At 63.4% G+C, this 19,317-nt stretch carries 18 protein-coding genes, 1 tRNA gene, 1 pseudogene and 1 riboswitch; of the genes and pseudogenes, 18 read left to right on the forward strand and 2 right to left on the reverse strand.

The annotated features are described in order from the left end of the window. Window positions 1-77: 77 nt before the first annotated feature. The 12 genes and pseudogenes from BLP76_RS16580 (at window position 78) to BLP76_RS16635 (ending at window position 11,860) form a co-directional block, all read left to right on the forward strand. The gene (locus tag BLP76_RS16580; protein WP_092816004.1) at window positions 78-1,079 is read left to right on the forward strand and encodes an ABC transporter ATP-binding protein; all 1,002 of its coding nucleotides are present in this window, start codon (window positions 78-80) and stop codon (window positions 1,077-1,079) included. Further along, window positions 1,076-2,047: an ABC transporter permease gene (locus BLP76_RS16585; protein ID WP_092816006.1), complete on the forward strand. Its 972-nt coding sequence runs from the start codon at window positions 1,076-1,078 to the stop codon at window positions 2,045-2,047. Before BLP76_RS16580 ends, BLP76_RS16585 begins: the two co-directional genes overlap by 4 nt. Then, window positions 2,037-2,864 carry an ABC transporter permease gene (locus BLP76_RS16590; protein ID WP_092816008.1) on the forward strand — a complete coding sequence of 276 codons (828 nt, stop codon included), beginning with the start codon at window positions 2,037-2,039 and terminating at the stop codon, window positions 2,862-2,864. Before BLP76_RS16585 ends, BLP76_RS16590 begins: the two co-directional genes overlap by 11 nt. A 46-nt stretch (window positions 2,865-2,910) precedes the next feature. Next, the gene (locus BLP76_RS16595) at window positions 2,911-4,335 is read left to right on the forward strand and encodes a gamma-aminobutyraldehyde dehydrogenase (RefSeq protein WP_200170606.1); all 1,425 of its coding nucleotides are present in this window, start codon (window positions 2,911-2,913) and stop codon (window positions 4,333-4,335) included. Between the two features lie 87 nt (window positions 4,336-4,422). Continuing rightward, a pseudogene (locus BLP76_RS16600) lies at window positions 4,423-4,974 on the forward strand (thiolase C-terminal domain-containing protein); the annotation flags it as partial. 3 nt (window positions 4,975-4,977) lie between these two features. After that, window positions 4,978-6,495 (forward strand): class I adenylate-forming enzyme family protein, encoded by a 1,518-nt coding sequence (locus BLP76_RS16605; RefSeq protein WP_092816014.1) that lies wholly within the window; start codon window positions 4,978-4,980, stop codon window positions 6,493-6,495. Window positions 6,496-6,767: 272 nt separating this feature from the next. Beyond that, window positions 6,768-6,998: riboswitch (cobalamin riboswitch) on the forward strand. Between the two features lie 130 nt (window positions 6,999-7,128). Beyond that, a complete protein-coding gene (locus tag BLP76_RS16610) occupies window positions 7,129-8,136 on the forward strand; it encodes an ABC transporter substrate-binding protein (RefSeq protein WP_092816016.1) in 1,008 nt (335 codons plus the stop codon). A 12-nt stretch (window positions 8,137-8,148) separates the two neighbouring features. Continuing rightward, entirely contained in the window at window positions 8,149-9,198 is a 1,050-nt protein-coding gene (locus BLP76_RS16615; protein ID WP_092816018.1) for a FecCD family ABC transporter permease, read from the forward strand. Continuing rightward, window positions 9,195-10,079 (forward strand): ABC transporter ATP-binding protein, encoded by an 885-nt coding sequence (locus BLP76_RS16620; protein WP_092816020.1) that lies wholly within the window; start codon window positions 9,195-9,197, stop codon window positions 10,077-10,079. Before BLP76_RS16615 ends, BLP76_RS16620 begins: the two co-directional genes overlap by 4 nt. Beyond that, window positions 10,069-10,398 carry a plastocyanin/azurin family copper-binding protein gene (locus BLP76_RS16625; protein ID WP_244514638.1) on the forward strand — a complete coding sequence of 110 codons (330 nt, stop codon included), beginning with the start codon at window positions 10,069-10,071 and terminating at the stop codon, window positions 10,396-10,398. The genes BLP76_RS16620 and BLP76_RS16625 overlap by 11 nt, the downstream gene beginning before the upstream one ends. A gap of 141 nt (window positions 10,399-10,539) precedes the next feature. Beyond that, entirely contained in the window at window positions 10,540-11,286 is a 747-nt protein-coding gene (locus BLP76_RS16630; protein ID WP_092816024.1) for a DUF3291 domain-containing protein, read from the forward strand. Between the two features lie 142 nt (window positions 11,287-11,428). Continuing rightward, window positions 11,429-11,860 carry an OsmC family protein gene (locus tag BLP76_RS16635; RefSeq protein ID WP_092816026.1) on the forward strand — a complete coding sequence of 144 codons (432 nt, stop codon included), beginning with the start codon at window positions 11,429-11,431 and terminating at the stop codon, window positions 11,858-11,860. A gap of 59 nt (window positions 11,861-11,919) precedes the next feature. Here BLP76_RS16635 and BLP76_RS16640 read toward each other — a convergent pair whose 3' ends face one another. Further along, a complete protein-coding gene (locus BLP76_RS16640) occupies window positions 11,920-13,461 on the reverse strand; it encodes a gamma-glutamyltransferase family protein (protein ID WP_092816028.1) in 1,542 nt (513 codons plus the stop codon). A 368-nt stretch (window positions 13,462-13,829) separates the two neighbouring features. Between BLP76_RS16640 and BLP76_RS16645 the strand changes: the two genes are divergently transcribed. Both BLP76_RS16645 and BLP76_RS16650 read left to right on the forward strand, forming a co-directional pair. Next, a complete protein-coding gene (locus BLP76_RS16645; RefSeq protein WP_092816030.1) occupies window positions 13,830-14,135 on the forward strand; it encodes an ETC complex I subunit in 306 nt (101 codons plus the stop codon). A gap of 19 nt (window positions 14,136-14,154) precedes the next feature. Then, window positions 14,155-14,230 (forward strand) — tRNA-Arg (locus tag BLP76_RS16650). A gap of 71 nt (window positions 14,231-14,301) precedes the next feature. On the opposite strand, the gene BLP76_RS16655 is transcribed toward BLP76_RS16650, so the two are convergent. Further along, a complete protein-coding gene (locus BLP76_RS16655; RefSeq protein ID WP_244514639.1) occupies window positions 14,302-15,531 on the reverse strand; it encodes a glycerate kinase type-2 family protein in 1,230 nt (409 codons plus the stop codon). A gap of 156 nt (window positions 15,532-15,687) precedes the next feature. Between BLP76_RS16655 and BLP76_RS16660 the strand changes: the two genes are divergently transcribed. From BLP76_RS16660 to BLP76_RS16675, 4 genes are read left to right on the forward strand one after another with little or no spacing between them, the layout of a single operon-like run. Next, on the forward strand, window positions 15,688-17,412 hold the full coding sequence (locus tag BLP76_RS16660) for an ArnT family glycosyltransferase (RefSeq protein ID WP_092816035.1): 1,725 nt from the start codon (window positions 15,688-15,690) through the stop codon (window positions 17,410-17,412). Next, window positions 17,409-18,230: a phosphatase PAP2 family protein gene (locus tag BLP76_RS16665; protein ID WP_092816037.1), complete on the forward strand. Its 822-nt coding sequence runs from the start codon at window positions 17,409-17,411 to the stop codon at window positions 18,228-18,230. The genes BLP76_RS16660 and BLP76_RS16665 overlap by 4 nt, the downstream gene beginning before the upstream one ends. Next, window positions 18,227-18,970, forward strand: a complete 744-nt coding sequence (locus tag BLP76_RS16670; protein ID WP_092816039.1) for a glycosyltransferase family 2 protein — start codon at window positions 18,227-18,229, stop codon at window positions 18,968-18,970. The genes BLP76_RS16665 and BLP76_RS16670 overlap by 4 nt, the downstream gene beginning before the upstream one ends. Next, window positions 18,963-19,283: a lipid-A-disaccharide synthase N-terminal domain-containing protein gene (locus tag BLP76_RS16675; protein WP_092816041.1), complete on the forward strand. Its 321-nt coding sequence runs from the start codon at window positions 18,963-18,965 to the stop codon at window positions 19,281-19,283. Before BLP76_RS16670 ends, BLP76_RS16675 begins: the two co-directional genes overlap by 8 nt. The last annotated feature ends 34 nt before the right edge of the window (window positions 19,284-19,317 follow it).

Consider the following 19,317-nt stretch of genomic DNA (forward strand, 5'->3'; position numbering starts at 1 on the left):
CGCATAGCCGGCGTGCCGCTCCGCCTATTGAGGCGGCGCGCCGGTCGTCCTCCGCCATTTCGCGCCAGGGATAGAAGATGCAAGCCGAGGTGCGCTTCGATCACGTGACCTGCATGTTCGGCTCCGTGATCGCCGTCGACGACGTGACTTTCGATATTGCCGAGGGAGAGTTCTTCACCCTTCTGGGGCCGTCCGGCTCCGGCAAGACGACCTGCCTCAGGATGGTCGCCGGCTTTCAATATCCGACGTCGGGCCATGTCTATATTCATGGGAAAGACGACACCCGGCTGCCGCCGTTCGAGCGCGACGTCAACACGGTGTTTCAGGACTATGCCCTGTTCCCGCATATGAGTGTCGCCGACAACGTGGCCTATGGGTTGATGGTGCGCGGCGTCGGCAAGAAAGCGCGGCGCAAACAGGCGGAAGAGATGCTCGAACTCGTCCGCCTCGGAGGCTACGGGCACCGGCGTCCGATCGAGCTTTCGGGCGGCCAGCGGCAGCGTGTGGCGCTCGCCCGCGCTCTCATCAATCGCCCTCGCGTCCTCCTTCTCGACGAGCCTCTTGGCGCCCTCGACCAGAAACTGCGCGAAGAGATGCAGGTGGAATTGAAGGAGCTGCAGCGCGAGGTCGGCATCACCTTCGTCTTCGTCACGCACGACCAGACGGAGGCGCTGTCGATGTCGGATCGTCTCGCCGTCTTCAACAAGGGGCGCGTGGAGCAGATCGGTACGCCGCAGGAGGTCTATGACCGCCCGCTGACCCGCTTTGTCGCGTCTTTCGTCGGGGCCTCCAACATTGTCGAAGGGCCTCTCGCCGAACGGCTTTTCGGCAATTCTCAGCCGGTCTCGATCCGACCGGAGAAGATCGTTCTGTCGCGCGACGGGGAGGGGATCGCCGCCACCATCCGAGAGGTCAATTTCATCGGTGCCGCCACGCGCTACCGCATCGCCGTTGACGGCGTGGAGGAGGCGGCGCTTCTCGTCACCTCGCCCAATGTTCTCACCGGCGACAACGCTTTTGCTGTCGGCACGCCAGTCCGCCTCGCCTGGGCGAAGGGCACGACGCAGGCGCTGAAATGACCGGCCCATCCGTCTCTTCGCCTGAGACGCTGCCGACACCGTCCGGCGATGCCGCTGCGGGGATCGGCCGGCGTATCTCGCGCTGGTTCTATGGCCGGCCTGGCATCTTTCTCCTGCTGCTTCTTCTGCCGCCGCTCCTCTGGCTCGGCATCGTCTATGTCGGCTCGCTGTTTGCGCTGCTGCTCAACTCCTTCTTCGCCATCGATCCCTTCACCGGAATGGTGAAATACGAGCTGACGCTGGCGACCTGGAAGCAGCTCTTCACCCTCGCCAATTTCGACATCATCATGCGCACCGTGACGATGGCGGCGTGCGTGACCGTTGGTGCCGCGATCATCGGCTTTCCGCTGGCGCATTACATGGCGCGCTATGCCGGCCCTCGCATCAAGGGGCTTCTCTATCTCGCGGTGATGCTGCCGCTGTGGTCGAGCTATCTCGTTCGCCTCTATGCCTGGAAATTGATCCTGGCCAAGGAAGGCATCATCAGCTGGATCGCGGCTCATACCGGGCTGAGCTGGCTTCTCGACGCTCTCCTGGCATTGCCGGTGATCGGCGGTCCGAGCCTCTCCGTCAGCTATATCGGCATGTTCCTGGTGTTTCTCTACATCTGGCTGCCCTTCATGATCCTGCCGATCGAGGCGGCACTTGAACGTGTGCCGCGGACGGTGACGGATGCCTCGGCCGATCTCGGGGCCCGGCCTGGCATGACCTTTCGCAAGGTGATCCTGCCGCTCGCTTTTCCAGGCGTCGTCGCGGGCTCGATCTTCACCTTCTCGCTGACGCTCGGCGATTACATCATCCCTGGCGTCGTCGGCTCGTCGCGGCTCTTCATCGGGCAGGCGGTCTATCTGCATCAAGGAACGGCCGGCAACCTGCCGCTGGCGGCGGCTTTCTCGACCGTGCCCATCGTCATCATGGCGGCCTATCTGATGATCGCCAAACGCCTGGGGGCTTTCAATGCGCTCTAGACGTCAGGCCAGCGCAAGGCCGCGGGCGAGCCTCCTCCTGAAGCTTGGAACGATCTTTTGTGTCCTGTTCCTGCATGTGCCGATGGCCTTCATCATCCTCTACGCCTTCACGACGGAGGACAAATCGTACGTCTTTCCGCCGCCGGGCCTGACGCTCAAATGGTTTGCCGTCGCCTGGGGGCGGCAGGATGTGTGGGATGCGCTGACGCTGTCCGTGCAGGTCGCCCTGACCGCGACGGTGATGGCGCTCATTCTGGGGACGCTCGCGGCGGCCGCGGTCAGTCGGGCTCGATTTTTCGGTCGCGAGGCGGTGAGCCTTCTCGTCATTTTGCCGATCGCGCTGCCGGGTGTCGTCACCGGTATCGCGTTGCGTTCTGCCTTCGGCCTCGCCGACATACCCTTTTCGTTCTGGACGATCGTCGTCGGCCACGCGACCTTCTGCGTCGTCGTTGTCTACAACAACGCCGTCGCGCGCCTGCGGCGCACTTCAGGCAGTCTCATCGAAGTGTCGATGGACCTTGGCGCCAACGGTTTTCAAACGTTCCGCTATGTCGTTCTGCCGAACCTCGCGACGGCGCTTCTCGCCGGCGGCATGCTCGCCTTTGCATTGTCCTTCGACGAGGTGATCGTCACCACCTTTACCGCCGGCCAACAGACGACCCTGCCGATCTGGATGCTGTCGGAGCTGGTGCGGCCGCGTCAGCGCCCGGTCACGAACGTCGTCGCCGTTTTCGTCATTGCCGTCACCTTCATTCCGATCCTGACCGCTTACTGGGCGACACGTTCGAGCGCCTTTGCGGAAGGGGGAGGCAAGTGAATTTCCATTCCAAGGGAGGAGTGAGACCATGAAGTTACCGCCGAGACTGCCTGCGAAACTTCTCATTGGAGGGGAGTTCGTTGCCGGTGCGGGCGCCGATGAGATGATCCTCAACCCGGCCACGGGCGAGGCGATCTGCGTCGTCCCGGAAGCCTCCTCCGAACAGGTCGATGCGGCGGTTGCCGCCGCAGAGGAAGCCTTCCCGGCCTGGGCACGCACCACACCGGCCGAGCGTTCGGCTCTTCTTTTTGAGCTGGCGAACCGGATCGAGAAGGAGGCGGAGGCGATCGCGAGCCTTGAAAGCCTCAATTGCGGCAAGCCCTATGCTTCGGCACTCGCTGACGAAGTGCCGGCGATCGTCGATTGCTTCCGCTTTTTTGCCGGTGCGGCACGCTGCCTGCCGGGCATGGCGGCCGGCGAATACCTGCCGGGCTATACCAGCATGATCCGCCGCGATCCTGTCGGCGTCGTGGGCTCGATCGCGCCCTGGAACTATCCTTTGATGATGGCGGCATGGAAGCTCGCCCCGGCGCTTGCGGCGGGCAACACCGCCGTCCTGAAGCCGTCGGAGCAGACGCCCCTGACGACGCTTTTCCTCGCCGAACTCGTCGCCGATCTCTTTCCGAAAGGTGTCCTCAACATCGTCACCGGACGAGGCGAGACGGTGGGGGCACCGCTCGTCGAACATCCGCGGGTGCGGATGGTGTCTTTGACGGGCGACGTTGCGACCGGCCAGAAGGTGCTGCAGGCGGCAAGCCGTGCCATGAAGCGCACGCATCTGGAACTCGGCGGCAAGGCGCCGGTGATCGTCTTCGACGATGCGGATCTCGAAGCGGTGATCGAAGGCATACGAACTTTCGGCTATTTCAACGCCGGCCAGGATTGCACGGCGGCCTGCCGCGTCTACGCCGGCCCGAAAATCCATGACCGGCTCGTCGCCGATCTCGCCGATGCGGTCTCGACGCTCAAATTCGGTGCTCCGGAGGACGAGGGCGTCGAAATCGGGCCACTGATTTCCGAAAGGCAGCGTTCGCGTGTGGCGAGTTTCGTCGAGAGGGCGTTGTCGCACGGGCACATGGAGGCGGTCACCGGCGGCAGCGCGGCCGAAGGGCCGGGATTCTTCTACAGGCCGACGGTGATCGCCGGCGCCTTGCAGAAGGACGAGATCGTGCAGCGCGAGGTCTTTGGTCCGGTCGTTTCCGTGACGCGCTTTTCCGAAGTCGACGAGGCGGTCGCCTGGGCAAATGACAGCGAATACGGTCTCGCATCATCCGTCTGGACGAAGGATGTCGGCCGCGCCATGGCCGCTGCCGCACAGCTGCAATACGGCTGCACCTGGATCAACACGCATTTCATGCTGTGCAATGAAATGCCCCATGGCGGCATGAAGAGCTCCGGCTACGGCAAGGATATGAGCCTCTACGCGCTCGAAGATTACACGGTCGTCCGCCACGTCATGGCGAAGTGGTAGGCCCTCTCCGCGACCGGCAGGACAGGCGTCGCTTCACGCGGCGCCTGTCTTTGCGAGGGGACGAATCCACCTTCACGCGCTGGAGGCCTGCGCTTCAAGCCCGCGACGCGGCTCGAAAATGCCTGCGCCTCGGGATCAGCCGCGCTCTACGCGGCAATCGACGCGATCGAGGCCGGCCGGACCGACGTCGCTCTCGTCGTCGGGACGGAGAAGATGACCCATCTGCCGGGCGTGCAGGTGACGGCCGCGCTTGGCGCTGCGAGCTACCAGAAGGACGAGGCGGGTGTCAGCGTCGCCGACATCTCCTTCGCGGAGGTGCACGACTGCTTCACAATCGCTGAGCTGATGACCATGGAAGCGATGGGTCTGGCGCGCCCCGGCGAGGCAGGCTTGCTCGTCGGCGAAGGCGTCACGCAGAAGGACGGAAGGTTGCCGCCGATCAATCGCTCGGGCGGCTTGAAGGCCAAGGGCCATCCCGTTGGTGCGACGGTGGTTTCCATGCACGTCATGGCCGCCCGCCAACTCACCGGGGACGCAGGCGACATGCAGCTTCAAGGCCCGAAACTCGGTCTCTGCTTCAACATGGGTGGAGGCGCCGTCGCAAGTTACGTTTCGATCCTCGAACCCCTGGAGGTCTGACCCATGAACCTCGCGGACTGGCTTCTTCGCACGGCGCGACGCATGCCCGATGCGCCGGCGCTTTTGCGTGGCGATGAACTCGTGGCGACCTATGGAGAGTTTGCCGAGCGGGCCGCACGGCTCGGGCGCGCACTCAAAGAGGTGCATGGCGTCTCGCCGGGAGATCGGGTTGCGATCTTCATGGCCAATTCGACCGAGTATTTGGAGATCATGTATGGGATCTGGTGGGCTGGGGCGGCCGCCGTGCCGATCAACCACAAGCTTCATCCACGCGAGGCCGCCTATATCATCCAGGATTCCGGAGCAGATCTCGTCTTTGTCTCCGAGGGGGACGAAGGGCTGGCGCAACGCCTCGACGATGGCGTGCGTCTGATCACAGCGCCGGGTGAGGCATTCCAGACGCTGCTTGCCGCCGAACCGCTTACCGCGCCACAGGCGATGTCGTCGGACGGGCTCGCCTGGCTCTTCTACACTTCCGGCACGACCGGCAATCCGAAAGGCGTGATGCTCTCGGTTGCCAATCTGCAGGCGATGAGCTTTGCCTATTTCGTCGATGTCGATGACGTGCGCACCGAGGATGCTGCCCTTTATGCCGCGCCGATGTCGCATGGGGCGGGCCTCTACAACTTCATGCATGTTCTGCGCGGTGCCCGCCATGTCATTCCAAAATCAAGCGGATTCGACGCAGAAGAAATCGCATCGCTTGCTCGTTCTGTCGGCAGCCTGTCTTTCTTCGCTGCGCCGACCATGGTGCGACGCCTCGTCCAGCACGCGAAGGCGACCGGCTACGACGGCGAGGGCATCCGCACCATCGTCTATGGAGGCGGGCCGATGTATGTCGCCGATATCGAGGAGGCCGTCTCCCTCTTCGGACCGCGCTTCGTGCAGATCTATGGTCAGGGTGAAAGCCCGATGACGATCACGGCCCTCTCTCGCGATTTGGTGGCCGACAGAAGCCATCCGCGCTGGAAGGAGCGCCTCGGCTCCGTCGGCACGGCGCAATCCTGCGTCGACGTGCGGGTGGCGGACGGCGACGGCAATACGCTCGCTCCCGGGGAGAGTGGCGAGATTCTGGTGCGCGGTCCGAGCGTCATGGCCGGCTACTGGCAAAACGAGAAGGCGAGTGCCGGATCTCTTCGCGACGGCTGGCTCTGGACCGGGGATGTCGGTGCGATGGACGAGGACGGTTTCCTAACGCTGATGGATCGCTCCAAGGACGTCATCATCTCCGGCGGCACCAACATCTATCCGCGCGAGGTCGAAGAGGTGCTGCTGCGCCATCCCGCCGTTCAGGAGGTGTCTGTGGTCGGCCGGCCGAGCCCCGAATGGGGTGAGGACGTCGTCGCCTTCGTTGTCGCGCCGGAGAACACGCCGAGTGTCGACGAACTCGATGCCCTCTGCCGTGAGGAAATCGCCCGCTTCAAACGCCCGAAGGACTATGTCTTCCTGAACGAGCTTCCGAAGAACAATTACGGCAAGGTGCTGAAGATCGAGCTGCGCAGGCTGCTGGGGCAGGCTTGAGCGAATCGGCCACTGGCCGTCATGACTTCCCGCGAACGCTTGCAGAAGCGTCCTGAAATGCGACAGCCAACGCCATCTTTGAGGCGTTCGTAACGCCCGGAACGTGACCCTGCTGCGAGCGGGGGAGAGGCTTAAGGTCTTGCTCCTCCTGCTTTGCGTCTCGCTTTCAGACTTGTCGAATGACTTCGAACGAGCTCCATGGCCAGCTCGATGCTGCATAGCCCGGAGGGAATGTGGCCGGTACCCGGCTTGACACCCCGATACCATCCGGCCTTTATCGCCATTGATGGTTCCCAGCGAAACGAAGACTTCGCTGGGTGAAAAGGGAATACGGTGCGGTGTAGCCAGTAGGCGCCAAATCCGTGACTGCCCCCGCAATTGTGAGCGGAGAGCGACCCCGAACAATGCCACTGGGCGTGCGACGGACACCGTCTGACGCCTGGGAAGGCTCGGGGAAGCAGAGACCCGCAAGTCAAGAGACCTGCCATCATCATGCAACCAGACCCGGCGGGGATGTCGGGGGAAGGATCGAGATGACAACCTTGTCGTCGACGACAATGCGCGAGCTTCTTTTCGGGCAATCCATTCCGCCTGCCCCCGCGGTTCTCTCTCGGAACCAGGATAGCAGTCATAATGCACCGAAACGTCGCGATCGGCCTTGCAGCGCTGGCCAGTCTTTCGCTTATCGATGCCGCGCATGCGGGTGAAACCAAATATCCGCTGACAATCGACAATTGCGGACAATCCATCACGTTCGAGGCCGCGCCTGAGCGCGATGTCACGGTCGGCCAGTCTGCGACTGAGATTCTCTACTCTCTCAGCCTTGGCGATAAGGTCGTTGGCACCTCTGTTTGGTTCAGCGATGTGCTGCCGGAGTTTGCCGACCTCAACAGCGGCATCGAACGGCTCGCGGACAACGATCCGAGTTTCGAAAGCGTCGTTGCCAAGAAGCCCGATCTCGTCTCGGTTTCTTATGAATGGCATATCGGGCCGCAGGGCATCGTCGGGACGCGCGAGCAGTTCCATGACGTCGGCATCCCGACCTACATCCTTCCGACCGATTGCGTGAAAGACAATTCCGCCGGCGTCGATGGCACCCGGCTCGAGATGTACAACACCGACGCCCTCTACCGTGCGATCCGCGAACTCGCCGAGATCCATGACGTGAAGGAGAACGGCGAGGCGCTTGTCGCCGATCTTTCGAAGCGCGAGGCCGCTGCTGTTGCAAAGGCGAAAGAGACGAAGTCCGGCGATGTTTCGGCCGTCTTCTGGTTTTCCTCCGCCGAGATGGATGTCGATCCCTATGTCGCCGGGCGCAAGGGCGTTCCCGGCTGGATGATGGAGAAGCTCGGCCTCCGCAACATCGTGGAAAGCGATGAAGAATGGCCGGTTGTCGGCTGGGAAACCATCGCCAAGGCCAATCCGGACATCATCGTCGTTGCCGAGATGACGCGCCGCCGCTTTCCTGCCGACGATGTAGAAAAGAAGCTCGAATTCCTGAAGACGGACCCGGTCGCCAAGGAAATGGACGCCGTCAAGGCGGGGCGGATTCTCGTGATGGATGCCCATTCCATGGATCCGTCCATCCGCAACATCTCCGCGCTCGAGATGCTTGCCGATGAACTTCCGAAGCTGAAATAGCAGAGCCCGGACATGGCCACTTATCGACCCGGCCGCTGGCCGGGTCTCCTGACGTCGTTCTCATCGAAACTCGCAATTCTGGGCGCAGCTCTGATCCTCGGAGCTGCGATCGGAGAGACGCGCATCCCGCTGGAGACTGTGGGGCAGGTGCTTGCCATGAAGATGTTCGGAGGGAGCTATCCTGTCGATCCGATCGATCAGGGTATCGTCTGGAATTATCGCTTCAGCCGGGCAATCGTCGCGGCCTCCTGTGGCGCGGGCCTGGCCGTCTCGGGGCTGGTGCTTCAGACGCTGCTGCGCAACGTGCTCGCTGACCCTTATATTTTGGGAATCTCTGCCGGCGCGTCGACGGGAGCCGTGGCTGTCACAATCGCCGGGATAGGGGGCGGTCTTGTGTCGCTTTCTGCCGGCGCTTTCGTCGGCGCCCTCGTGGCGTTTGCGCTCGTCATCGGCCTGGCGCGGGCAGCCGGTGGCTTTGCGGGAACATCGACTGGGCAGGTGATCCTGGCGGGCGTGGCTGGGGCCCAGCTTTTCAATGCGCTGACCTCGCTGATCATCGCGCATTCCGCCAACGCCGAACAGGCGCGCGGTATCATCTTCTGGCTCCTCGGCAATCTGTCCGGTGTGCGCTGGCCCGATGTGTGGCTCGCCGCACCGGTCGCGATCCTGGTGCTCGTGATCATCACGGTCCATGCCCGGGCGCTCGATGCGTTCGCCTTCGGATCGGATGCGGCTGCCTCACTCGGTATCAACGTGTTGAAGACACAGGCGATCCTGATCGGGGCTGCCGCCCTGGTGACGGCCGTTATGGTCAGCATCGTCGGCGCAATCGGCTTCGTCGGACTCGTCGTTCCTCATGCCGCAAGGCTTCTGGTCGGTCCGCGCCATGGCCGGCTCATCCCGATGACGGCGATCACCGGCGCGGTTTTTCTCATCTTCGCCGACATCGTGTCGCGAATCATCATTCCGGGTCAGGTCCTGCCGATCGGTGTCGTGACGGCGCTCGTCGGCGCGCCGGCCTTCGCGCTGATCCTGGTGCGCGGTCGCGGAGGGGCGCGATGACGCTGACGGCGCATGCTCTCGGTTGGTCCGCCGGCCGAACTCCGATCGTGTCAGACATCGATCTGAAGATCGAGCCTGGCGAGCTCTTCGGTCTCGTCGGGCCGAACGGCTCCGGCAAGTCGACGTTGTTGTTGCTGCTCTCGGGATTGCGGAGACCGTCGCACGGCCGGGTGATGGTCGGCGATATCGATATCCAAAAAATCACGCGCTGCGAGGTCGCCCGGCGGATCGCCATCGTCGCCCAACAACTCGATACCTCCGACCGGCTCACCGTCCGCGAAACGGTCGAGCTCGGGCGCACGCCATGGCTGGGTCCGCTCACGCCCTTTGGGGCCGACGACGACGAGATTGTGGAAAAAGCGCTCGCCGAAACCGGCATTGGGCATCTCGCCGAGCGCCGGTGGCAGACGCTTTCAGGAGGCGAACGCCAGCGCGCCCATATTGCCCGCGCTCTGGCTCAAAAGGCCGACATTCTGATCTTGGACGAGCCTACGAACCATCTCGATATCCATCACCAGCTTTCGATTCTCGCGCTTGTCCGGCGTCTGCCGATCACGGTGGTCGTCGCTCTGCACGATCTCAATCAAGCGATGGTGTGCGACCGGCTGGGCTTGATGGCGAAAGGCCGGCTGGAGGCGGTCGGTATGCCGAAGGACATTCTGACTGCAGCTCGGATCGAACAGGTTTTCGACGTCTGCTCGCGTTCAATCGGCGACCCGGCGAGCGGCGAACCCATCCTGCGCTTTGCATTATCAGGGGAAGAGTTTGATTATGAAGGGGTTTCTTGTTTTATTTCTTGTTTTGGCGAGCAACATTGCGCATGCCGAGACCTTCGAGGTGAAGATGCTGAACCGAGGAGAGAAAGGCGCAATGGTCTATGAGCCGGATTTCCTGCGCGTGGCGCCGGGCGACACGATCCGCTTTGTCGCGACGACGCCAGGCCATAATGCCCGAACCATCGCCGGACTGGCGCCCAACGGTGCGGTGGAAATCAAGACGGCTCTCGGCGAAACGGCGGACGTGGTCGCCGCAACGCCGGGGATCTATGGCATCAAATGCAGCCCCCACTATGCGATGGGCATGGTGATGATGATCGCCGTCGGGGAAGAGGCGGATCCGGGGGCGGTCGTGCTTCCGGAGGGCTTGCCCAGACGAGCCGGCGAAAGACTGGAAGAGATCATCGCCGAAAACCGCAAGTGAGGGTGTGGTCGCAAGAGCCGCCGATGATAGGTTGTCGCGAGCTTGCCATCCTCTGCCGGTGAAGCAATGCCGCTCGGGCGATGGGATCGTTGTTCAACCATCGCGCGTTCTCCCCGTTGCCGCGTCCAGAGATGGCCCACGATGCCTGCGAATCTCGTCACTCTCAGTTTCTTCCGCTATCCGCGCAGGCAGGCGTGGGGGGCTTTCCTGCGTATGGGATTTCCGGGAGTGATCGACGCCCCGACACGGCGATCCGGCGAATTGCGCCTGTTGGGTTGTGGCAGCGGCAGCGGCTTTTCCATCCTCCCAGACTTTACGCGCTACTGCCTGATGGGCGTGCCCGAGCGGCCGGAAGACTTGCCGCGCCTTCGCCAAACGCGGCTTTATCGCAGTGTCGCAGGGCCGAGCGTCGAACAGCTTCATATCACCGTCCGTCCGGCAAGCGGCCACGGTAGCTGGGACGGCGAACAGCTCTTCGACTATTCGGGACGTGAAGTCGGCGAGCATCCTTTTGCGGTTCTGACTTTGGCGACCGTCGCACCGAAGCGGGTTCGGGCTTTCTGGCGACAGGTGCCGGCGGTCGACCGTTCGCTCAGCCAGGCGGAGGGGTGCCTTTGGCATGTCGGTTTCGGCTCCCATCCCCTGTTGCAGCTCGCCACCTTCAGCGTCTGGGAAAACCTGGATGCCATGCGTGCCTTCGCCTATCGCGAAGGTCAGCATCCGACGGCGATCAAGAAGGCGCGCGGCGAAGACTGGCTGCCGGAATCGCTTTTCGCCCGCTTCGAGCTCGAGGCGATCGAGGGTGACGTCGATCGATATCCGCGGCTCGCAGCGCTTGTCGCTTCAGATCGCATCCCTCATCTGCAGGCGCTCTCCATCGCGTCCTAGGCGTCGCCTTTGACGGGCACGGCGCAGGTCATGCTGCGCTCATGCCTTTGCAAGCGGCCGCGCTGGCCCATCTATCGTGTCGAAGCAACCGGCTCCGCTGCGCCTAACAAGACGGCGGAGCCCAGCAAAGGAGCAACCGACAATGGCGATCACCAAGCACGGATCAGCTGTCTGGAAGGGCGGTATCAAGGACGGAAGCGGCACCATCTCCACGGAGACTGGAGCGCTTAACGCGCATCCTTACGGCTTTGCGAGCCGCTTTGAGAGCGGCAAGGGCAGCAACCCCGAGGAGCTTATTGCAGCCGCACATGCCGCCTGCTTTTCCATGGCGCTCTCGCTGATGTTGACCCAGGAAGGGATGGCGCCGGAAGAGCTCGATACCTCCGCTGCCGTCACCATCGAGCAGCAGGGGGAGGGATTCACCATCACCTCCAGCCGCCTGACGCTGAAGGCCAAAGTGCCCGGCATCGACGAAGCAAAATTCAAGGAGATCGCCGGAAAGGCCAAGGAAGGCTGCCCGGTTTCCAAGCTCTTGAACGCCGAGGTGACGCTCGAGGCAAGCCTCGTCGGCTGACCTGGGATGTGTGGCGACGCCGTAGCCTCCGCCCCGAGGCGATGGCTGCGGCGCCGTGCCTAGAAGCCCACCGCCTGACCGTCCTTTCGGTGGTCGCTGCCGGCAATATAGCCGTCGGGGAGGCGACGAATGAGCTGCGCGCCGCCGAAGCTGAAATCCACGTCCGGCGCGACGCGCTCGATCTGGTGGCCCATCCTTTCCAGCTTTGCCGCGACATCAGCGGAGATGCCCGTTTCGAGGGCAACCCGGCGCCCGGCGATAAAGCGCCAGCGCGGCGCGTCGCTCGCCGCCTGCGGGTTCTGCCGCCAAAGCTGCGTGCGCAAAACCATCTGTACGTGTCCCTGCGCCTGCATCGCGCCGCCCATGACGCCGAAGCTCATGAGGGGCGTGCCGTCACCCATGAGAAAGCCCGGAATGATCGTGTGGAAGGGGCGCTTGCCGCCTGCGACCTCGTTCGGGTGCCCCGGGGCGAGCACGAAACCGGAGCCCCGGTTCTGCAGGTGGATGCCGGTTCCCGGCACCACGACGCCGGACCCGAAGCCCGCATAATTCGACTGAATGAAGGAAACCATCCGGCCGGCGGCATCCGCGGCCGTGACATAGACCGTTCCGCCCCGCCTCGGTGCGCCGGCGGTGGCGTCGGAGGCGCGATTGCGATCGACCGCTGCGGCACGAGACGCAAGGTAATCGTCGTCGAGTAGAGCGTCGGGCGCGATCTCCATATTGACCGGATCGCCGATGAAACGATGCGCGTCTGCGAGCGCAAGCTTCATCGCCTCGATTTCAAGATGGAGGGCCTCGGCGCCGTCGGGGTCGAGGTTTTCAAGATCGAGCCGATCCAGAATGCCGAGCGCGATCAGCGCGGCGATACCTTGCCCGTTTGGAGGGATCTCGTGGAGTTCGGTCCCGCGGAACGGCTGGCTGATCGTCCCGCACCAATCGCAGGGATGCGCGGCGAGATCCTCTTCGTCGAGAACAGCATCATGTTGCCGTGCGAAATCCGCGATCTTGCGGGCGAGCTCGCCGCGATAGAAATCCTCGCCACGACTGTCGGCAATTTTTCTAAGGGATCTGGCGAGGTCTGGATTGCGAAAGATCTCGCCGGGCCGGGGGACGCGGTCTTCGATCAGGAAGTGGGGCGCGAAGCCGGGTTCGTGGCGCAATCTGTCGGCACCTCGTGACCATTGCAGCGCAATCGACGGTGAAACGGCAAACCCTTCTTCGGCATAGGTGATCGCGGGTTCGAACAAGGCCGCGAAGGGAAGGGCGCCAAAACGCTCCGACAGAGCGACCCAGCCCGACACGGCCCCCGGGACGGTGACGCTCTCCCAACCCTGCTGCGGCATTTCGGGAAGACCGCGGAAGCGCTCAGGCGACCAGGCGCGTGGCGAACGCCCGGAGGCATTGAGGCCATGGAGCTCGTTTCCGTCCCAGACGATGGCAAAAGCGTCGGAGCCGAGCCCGTTGCCTGTCGGTTCGACCACCGTCAAGGTGATTGCCGCCGCGAGTGCTGCATCGATCGCGTTTCCGCCGGCAAGGAGCATGCGCAGGCCGGCCTGCGCGGCCAGTGGCTGCGAGGTGGAGACCATGTTGCGCGCCATAATCGGGGTGCGCACGCTGACATAGGGATTGTCGTAAGAAAGGGCCGAGATGGTCGTTCTCCGTGGCGGCTGGCGCTTGCGGGACAGGCAATCTCGCGAGCTTCTTACAGCGGGCACGTATCGGCAAGCGGGCCGAGAGATTCCGGTCTCCGAGACGGTGTCTGAAACCGTGGAAATGAAACTCCGTGCTTGCAGAAAGAGTTTGCTTGCGGACGGGACTTTTCGTGGCCCCGACCAGATCCTATAGAGACGACGACCGAGCCGGCCGCGATGGCATGGAATTCGTCGGCATTCCTGCTAGTCTTCTGTTGAAGCGAGGCTGGAATCGCTGCGAAAGGTTTCGGCAAGGCAAAGGACGGCAGAGACGTATGCAGGCGCGCATCTACAAACCGGCTCGCACGGCGATGAGCTCGGGCCAGGCCAAGACGCACGAATGGGTCTTGGAATTCGAGCCGGAAACACCGCGCTCGATCGAGCCCCTGATGGGCTATACGGCTTCAAGCGACATGCGCTCACAGGTGCTTCTGCGGTTCCCCTCCAAGGAGGAGGCCGTGGCCTACGCCCAGCGCAACAAGATCGCCTATCGCGTCTATGAGCCGAAGGAAAAGAAGCGGGCGACGATCTCTTACTCCGACAATTTCAAATTCAATCGGCAGGTGCCGTGGACCCATTAGGCGCGCCTTTGCGCCTTCCGGCCCCGTAGCTCAGTGGATAGAGCACCGGCCTTCTAAGCCGATGGTCGCAGGTTCGAATCCTGCCGGGGTCGCCATTGATCTTTTGAATGGAAAACTGTCGCCAACTGCCTGATGCCAAATAGTTTTGGGGCGCGTCAGTGTGCTGCTACAGAGCCAGGATCGCGCGGAAATCGTTGACGTTCGTCAGGGTCGGACCGCTGATGACGAGATCGCCGAGCGCTTCAAAGAAGCCGTAGGCGTCGTTGCGCGCCAGAGCTGCGTGCGGGTCGAGACCGAGTTCTTTGGCGCGTGCGAGCGTGTCGGGAGCACAAAGCGCGCCGGCATTGTCTTCCGAGCCGTCGATCCCATCCGTGTCGCAGGAGAGCGCATAGATCCCGTCTGCGGAATCGAGTGCGATCGCGAGAGCCAGAAGATACTCCGCATTGCGGCCGCCACGGCCGTCCCCGCGTAAGGTGACGGTGGTTTCTCCTCCCGACAGAAGCACGAATGGCCGCGCCAGCTCGCCCCGGGCAAGTTTGGTGCGGGCCAGGCGGCCATGCTCGGCGCCGAGCTGCCGGGCTTCGCCTTCCAGGTCGTCTCCGAGGATGAGCGGTGTAACACCACAATCGCGGGCGATCTTGGCCGCCTCTTCCAAAGAACGGTGCGGGGCCGCGATGAGGCGGAAGGTGCTTCGGGAGAGATGCAAGGCGCCGGGTTTCGGCGTTTCGGCCTCCGGGCGCGCAAGCCATGCCTCGGCCGCGGCCGGCAGCTCGATGCGGAAACGTGTGAGAACATTGCGTGCGTCGGCCAAAGATGTCGGATCGCCGACCGTTGGACCCGAGGCGATCCCGGCGGGATCGTCGCCCGGGATATCCGATATGGCGAGGGTCAAGACAGGAGCTGGCCAGGCGGCGGCCGCCAGGCGACCGCCTTTGACGACGGAGAGATGCTTGCGCACGCAGTTCATCGCGCCGATCGGGGCGCCAGAGGCGAGGAGTGCCCGATTGATCGCCTGCTTGTCGGCAAGGGTCAGGCCGTCCGCCGGAGCACTCAAAAGGGCCGAACCGCCGCCCGAGATCAGGGCGATGACGAGATCGTCCTCGGTGAGACCACGGAGGAGATCGAGGATGCGCCGTGCAGCCTTTTCACCGGAGGCATCCGGGACCGGATGGGCTGCTTCCACGATCTCGATCGATCGGCATGGCACCGCATGGCCGTAGCGTGTCACCACCAGGCCTTCGAGAGGCCCCTCCCAATTGTCTTCCAGCGCTTTGGCCATGGCGGCCGAAGCCTTTCCGGCGCCGATGACGATGGTGCGGCCGGCAGGCGGCGAGGGCAGGTGGGGCGGCAGACAGGTCGCCGGGTCGGCAGCGCGGACGGCCGCGGCAAAAAGCATTCGCAGGAAAGCCTTTGGCTGGGAAAGATTGGGAGCGCTCAACATCGAGATCCCATCGTCGCTGGCCCTTGTCGTTAGCACTGCTGCGCGCGGCGCTTGCGTGCCGGCCCTTGCCGGCTTAGCACCAGCCGCGAATGTTCAAAAGGCGAGACTTCGATGTCTGAGGCACCGTTGGATGCGCGACGCTCGCGGCTTATCGGCTGGCCAAGCCGCTTTGCGCCCCTTGCGGGGCTGATCACGATCCTCGTCGCGATCATCCTGTTTCTGCCCGGTCTGACGACGCTGCCACCGATCGATCGGGACGAGGCGCGTTTCGTCCAGGCGACGAAGCAGATGCATGAAAGCGGCGATTTCGTCGACATCCATTTCCAATCCGAAACGCGCTACAAGAAGCCGGTCGGCATCTACTGGCTGCAGGCGGCTGCAACCGCGCCTTTCGGTGGAGCCGATGCCCCGATCTGGGCCTACCGGATTCCGTCGGCTGTCGGCGCGGTTCTTGCCGTGCTTGCCACCTATCTCGCCGGCCTGTCCCTGTTCGGCCGACGCGCGGCCTTCATCGGCTCGCTGCTCATGTCCGCCACGATCCTCCTCGGGGTCGAAGCGCGACTTGCCAAGACCGATGCCGTGCTGCTGGCGCTCACCGTCTTTGCGCAGGCGATCATGGCGCGCGCCTGGATGGGCGGGCGAGGCGAGACGGAAGAGAGCGTCGGACTGACGGCGCCGCCTTCGCGAGAGCCGCTTTCCTGGCCGCTCGCCCTCGGATTCTGGATTGCGCTTGGCGCCGGGATCCTGGTCAAGGGCCCGGTCATCGTCATGGTCTGCGGCCTGACGCTGATTTCCTTGATGATCGGCTCGCGCTCGTTTGTCCCGCTCTTGCGTCTGAGGCCATTGCCCGGGCTCGTCGCAATGCTCGTCGTGACTTTGCCCTGGTTCGTGGCGATTACGCTCCTCTCCGACGGTGCCTTTTTCGGGGATTCGGTGGGTCATGATTTGCTGGCCAAGGTGGCGAGCGGGCAGGAGAGCCACGGCGCGCCTCCTGGAACCTATCTCGGACTTCTCTTCGCGACCGCCTGGCCTCTCACCCCCTTCGTGCTCCTTGCTCTGCCGATGATGGTCCGGCAGTGGCGCCATCCTGACATCTTCTTCTGTCTCGTCTGGATCGTGCCAGCCTGGCTCGTCTTCGAGGCCGTGCCGACCAAGCTTCCCCATTACGTCTTGCCGCTCTATCCGGCTTTCGCGCTCCTTGCCGGTGCTGCGATTGCCCGCGGGGCAGTGCTCACGCGGACCTCGCTGCGGATTATTATCGGGCTGTTGGCGGCTACCGTTCCCGTCGTCGTCGCCATCGGCATTGTCGTCCTGCCGCTCTATCTGGAGAAGCGTCTTCCCGCCGGGGCGGATGTCGCTGCGGTGGCCGCTGCGGTCATGGGACTTCTCGCCGCCCGAGCCTTGATGAGGGGACGCGACGAGCGTGCCGTGGCCGCCTCGATCCTTTCCGCCGCGCTTCTTTATGTCGGAGCCTTCCAGCTTGCCTTTCCGGGTCTCGATGCGATTAGGGTCTCGGAACGTGTGGTCGCTGAAGCTGAGAAGGTGTCTTCGTGCCCCAACCCGGAGCTGGCGGCGACGGGTTACACCGAGCCGAGCCTCGTCTTCTTCGGGGGCACGGATGTGGTTCTCGGATCCTCCGAAGACGTCGCAAAGTTTCTCGCAGAACCCGGATGCCGCGTCGGTCTGGTCGAGGCGCGGCGTGACGCTGAATTCCACGCATCGGCCGCTGCCGATGGGCTGACGGTCGTGCGCAGGGGCGACGTCTCGGGCTACAATTATTCCCGCGGGCGGCCCGTCACGGTCGGCATCTACGAAACGGTCCCGGCTGCCCAATGAGTGATTTCAAGGACCGCTGGAGCCTGACCGCGCGGCAGCATCTCGTGCGCGGACGCGAACGGGCGCTCGCCTTTTCGCGTCTTCTGAACGAGAGGCAGCGCGATCGCCGTCATCCGCCGTATCGTCCGACCCCCATCGGCTTTCTCAACGGCGTCGTGTTGATCGGGAGCCTGCTCGTCATTCTTTTCATTCTCGCCGATCCCTATCTGACGCTGTTTCAGGCGACGATGCAGCCGGAGGTGCGCGACTTCCTCGAGTTCGTGACCGATATCGGCAAGTCCGATTGGATGCTCATCGCCACTGGCGGATTCCTCATCTACCAGATCTTTCGCGATATCTCGGTTCACGGCATCAGGCGGCGCGCCGCTTTCGTGCGGGCGTCGGCGACGGCGACCTATCTCTTCGTCTCCGTGCTGGCGGCCGGTCTCATCGTTCTCGTCCTGAAATACGTGATCGGGCGGGCGCGGCCGAAGCTTTTCGATACGGAAGGTCTGGCCGCCTTCCATCCGTTTTCGTTCGATCCGAGTTGGGCGAGCTTTCCTTCGGGCCATGCGACGAATGTCGCCGCACTCGGAGTGGCGCTGGCATTGCTGTTTCCGCGGGCGCGAATCGTCATCCTGACCGGGGCATTCTGGATCGCCGTCAGCCGCCTCGCGACGCGCTCCCATTATCCGACCGATGTGGTCGCCGGTTTTCTTCTCGGTGGGGCAGTGGCCTGGCTCACCGCACGCATTTTCGCAGAACGCCGTCTCGTCTTCCGCCTGGACGAGGACGGCCGCATTGAAAGGCGCCATGTGCACCAGAAAGGCACGTCATGACTTCGCCTCTCTCGCCTGAAGTCTCGGTCATCGTCCCGTGCAAGGACGAGGCCGGCAATATCGGCTTCCTGATCGACGAAATCGCAACGGCGCTTTCCGGGCGGTCCTTCGAAATCCTCGTCGTCGATGATGGATCGCGTGACGGGACCGGTGAAACCGTCCGCTCAAGCGCGCGGCAGCACCCACAGGTGCGTCTGTTGCGGCATGAGACGAGCGCCGGCCAAAGCGCCGCGATTCGAAGCGGCCTCGAAGCGGCGAAGGGGGATGCCGTCGTCACGATCGACGGAGACGGTCAGAACGATCCCGCTTATATTCCCGCACTTCTCGATGCGCTCGCAGCCGGTGGCGACAAGGTCGGCCTGGCGGCCGGGCAGCGGATCGGGCGCAAGGCGAGTTTTGCCAAGCGCTACGGCTCGCGTATCGCCAACCGCGTGCGGCGCTCACTCCTCGATGACCAGGTGCGAGACACCGGTTGCGGCCTCAAGGCCGTCCGCCGCACGTTGTTCTTGCGGCTGCCTTATTTTGATGGTTGGCACCGCTTTCTGCCCGCACTGGTGAGGCGGGAAGGCTACGAGATCGCACTCGTCGATGTGGCGGACCGGGAACGACGGCATGGCACCTCGAAGTACGGCATCTTCGATCGCCTTTGGGTTGGCATTGCCGATCTTTTCGGGGTGTGGTGGTTGGCCAGCCGGCGCAGGGTGCGTCCGCAGCTGAGCGAGGAGAATCTGGATGAGTGACATGTGGAACTGGATCCACGAGGTCTTTGTCGAGCAGTTCACCTTGTGGATCGCGCTCGGCTTCGTCGCCCAGTTCATGTTCATGATGCGCTTCGTCATCCAGTGGCTGGCGAGCGAAAGGGCAGGGAGGTCTGTCGTTCCCGTCGCCTTTTGGTTCTTCTCCGTCTTTGGCGGGTTCCTGCTCTTTATCTACGCGCTGCATCGGCAAGACCCCGTCTTCATCCTCGGCCAGGGTCTCGGCCTCTTCATCTATTTCCGCAACTTGTGGCTGATTTTTCGCGAGGCGAAATCGCCCATGAAAAATGCCGGCTGAGAGGCTCTCAGCCGGCCTGCCATTTACGCGTTCG

This window comes from Afifella marina DSM 2698 (assembly GCF_900102695.1).
Lineage (GTDB): Bacteria > Pseudomonadota > Alphaproteobacteria > Rhizobiales > Afifellaceae > Afifella > Afifella marina.

Coding starts and splice junctions, on each gene's coding strand:
- BLP76_RS16645 (WP_092816030.1), top strand. CDS start 13,830: ATGCAGGCGCGCATCTACAAACCGGCTCGCACGGCGATGAGCTCGGGC.
- BLP76_RS16670 (WP_092816039.1), top strand. CDS start 18,227: ATGACTTCGCCTCTCTCGCCTGAAGTCTCGGTCATCGTCCCGTGCAAG.
- BLP76_RS16660 (WP_092816035.1), top strand. CDS start 15,688: ATGTCTGAGGCACCGTTGGATGCGCGACGCTCGCGGCTTATCGGCTGG.
- BLP76_RS16655 (WP_244514639.1), bottom strand. CDS start 15,531: ATGCTTTTTGCCGCGGCCGTCCGCGCTGCCGACCCGGCGACCTGTCTG.
- BLP76_RS16585 (WP_092816006.1), top strand. CDS start 1,076: ATGACCGGCCCATCCGTCTCTTCGCCTGAGACGCTGCCGACACCGTCC.
- BLP76_RS16625 (WP_244514638.1), top strand. CDS start 10,069: ATGGTCTATGAGCCGGATTTCCTGCGCGTGGCGCCGGGCGACACGATC.
- BLP76_RS16630 (WP_092816024.1), top strand. CDS start 10,540: ATGCCTGCGAATCTCGTCACTCTCAGTTTCTTCCGCTATCCGCGCAGG.
- BLP76_RS16605 (WP_092816014.1), top strand. CDS start 4,978: ATGAACCTCGCGGACTGGCTTCTTCGCACGGCGCGACGCATGCCCGAT.
- BLP76_RS16590 (WP_092816008.1), top strand. CDS start 2,037: ATGCGCTCTAGACGTCAGGCCAGCGCAAGGCCGCGGGCGAGCCTCCTC.
- BLP76_RS16615 (WP_092816018.1), top strand. CDS start 8,149: ATGGCCACTTATCGACCCGGCCGCTGGCCGGGTCTCCTGACGTCGTTC.
- BLP76_RS16580 (WP_092816004.1), top strand. CDS start 78: ATGCAAGCCGAGGTGCGCTTCGATCACGTGACCTGCATGTTCGGCTCC.
- BLP76_RS16665 (WP_092816037.1), top strand. CDS start 17,409: ATGAGTGATTTCAAGGACCGCTGGAGCCTGACCGCGCGGCAGCATCTC.
- BLP76_RS16620 (WP_092816020.1), top strand. CDS start 9,195: ATGACGCTGACGGCGCATGCTCTCGGTTGGTCCGCCGGCCGAACTCCG.
- BLP76_RS16610 (WP_092816016.1), top strand. CDS start 7,129: ATGCACCGAAACGTCGCGATCGGCCTTGCAGCGCTGGCCAGTCTTTCG.
- BLP76_RS16675 (WP_092816041.1), top strand. CDS start 18,963: ATGAGTGACATGTGGAACTGGATCCACGAGGTCTTTGTCGAGCAGTTC.
- BLP76_RS16640 (WP_092816028.1), bottom strand. CDS start 13,461: ATGGCGCGCAACATGGTCTCCACCTCGCAGCCACTGGCCGCGCAGGCC.
- BLP76_RS16635 (WP_092816026.1), top strand. CDS start 11,429: ATGGCGATCACCAAGCACGGATCAGCTGTCTGGAAGGGCGGTATCAAG.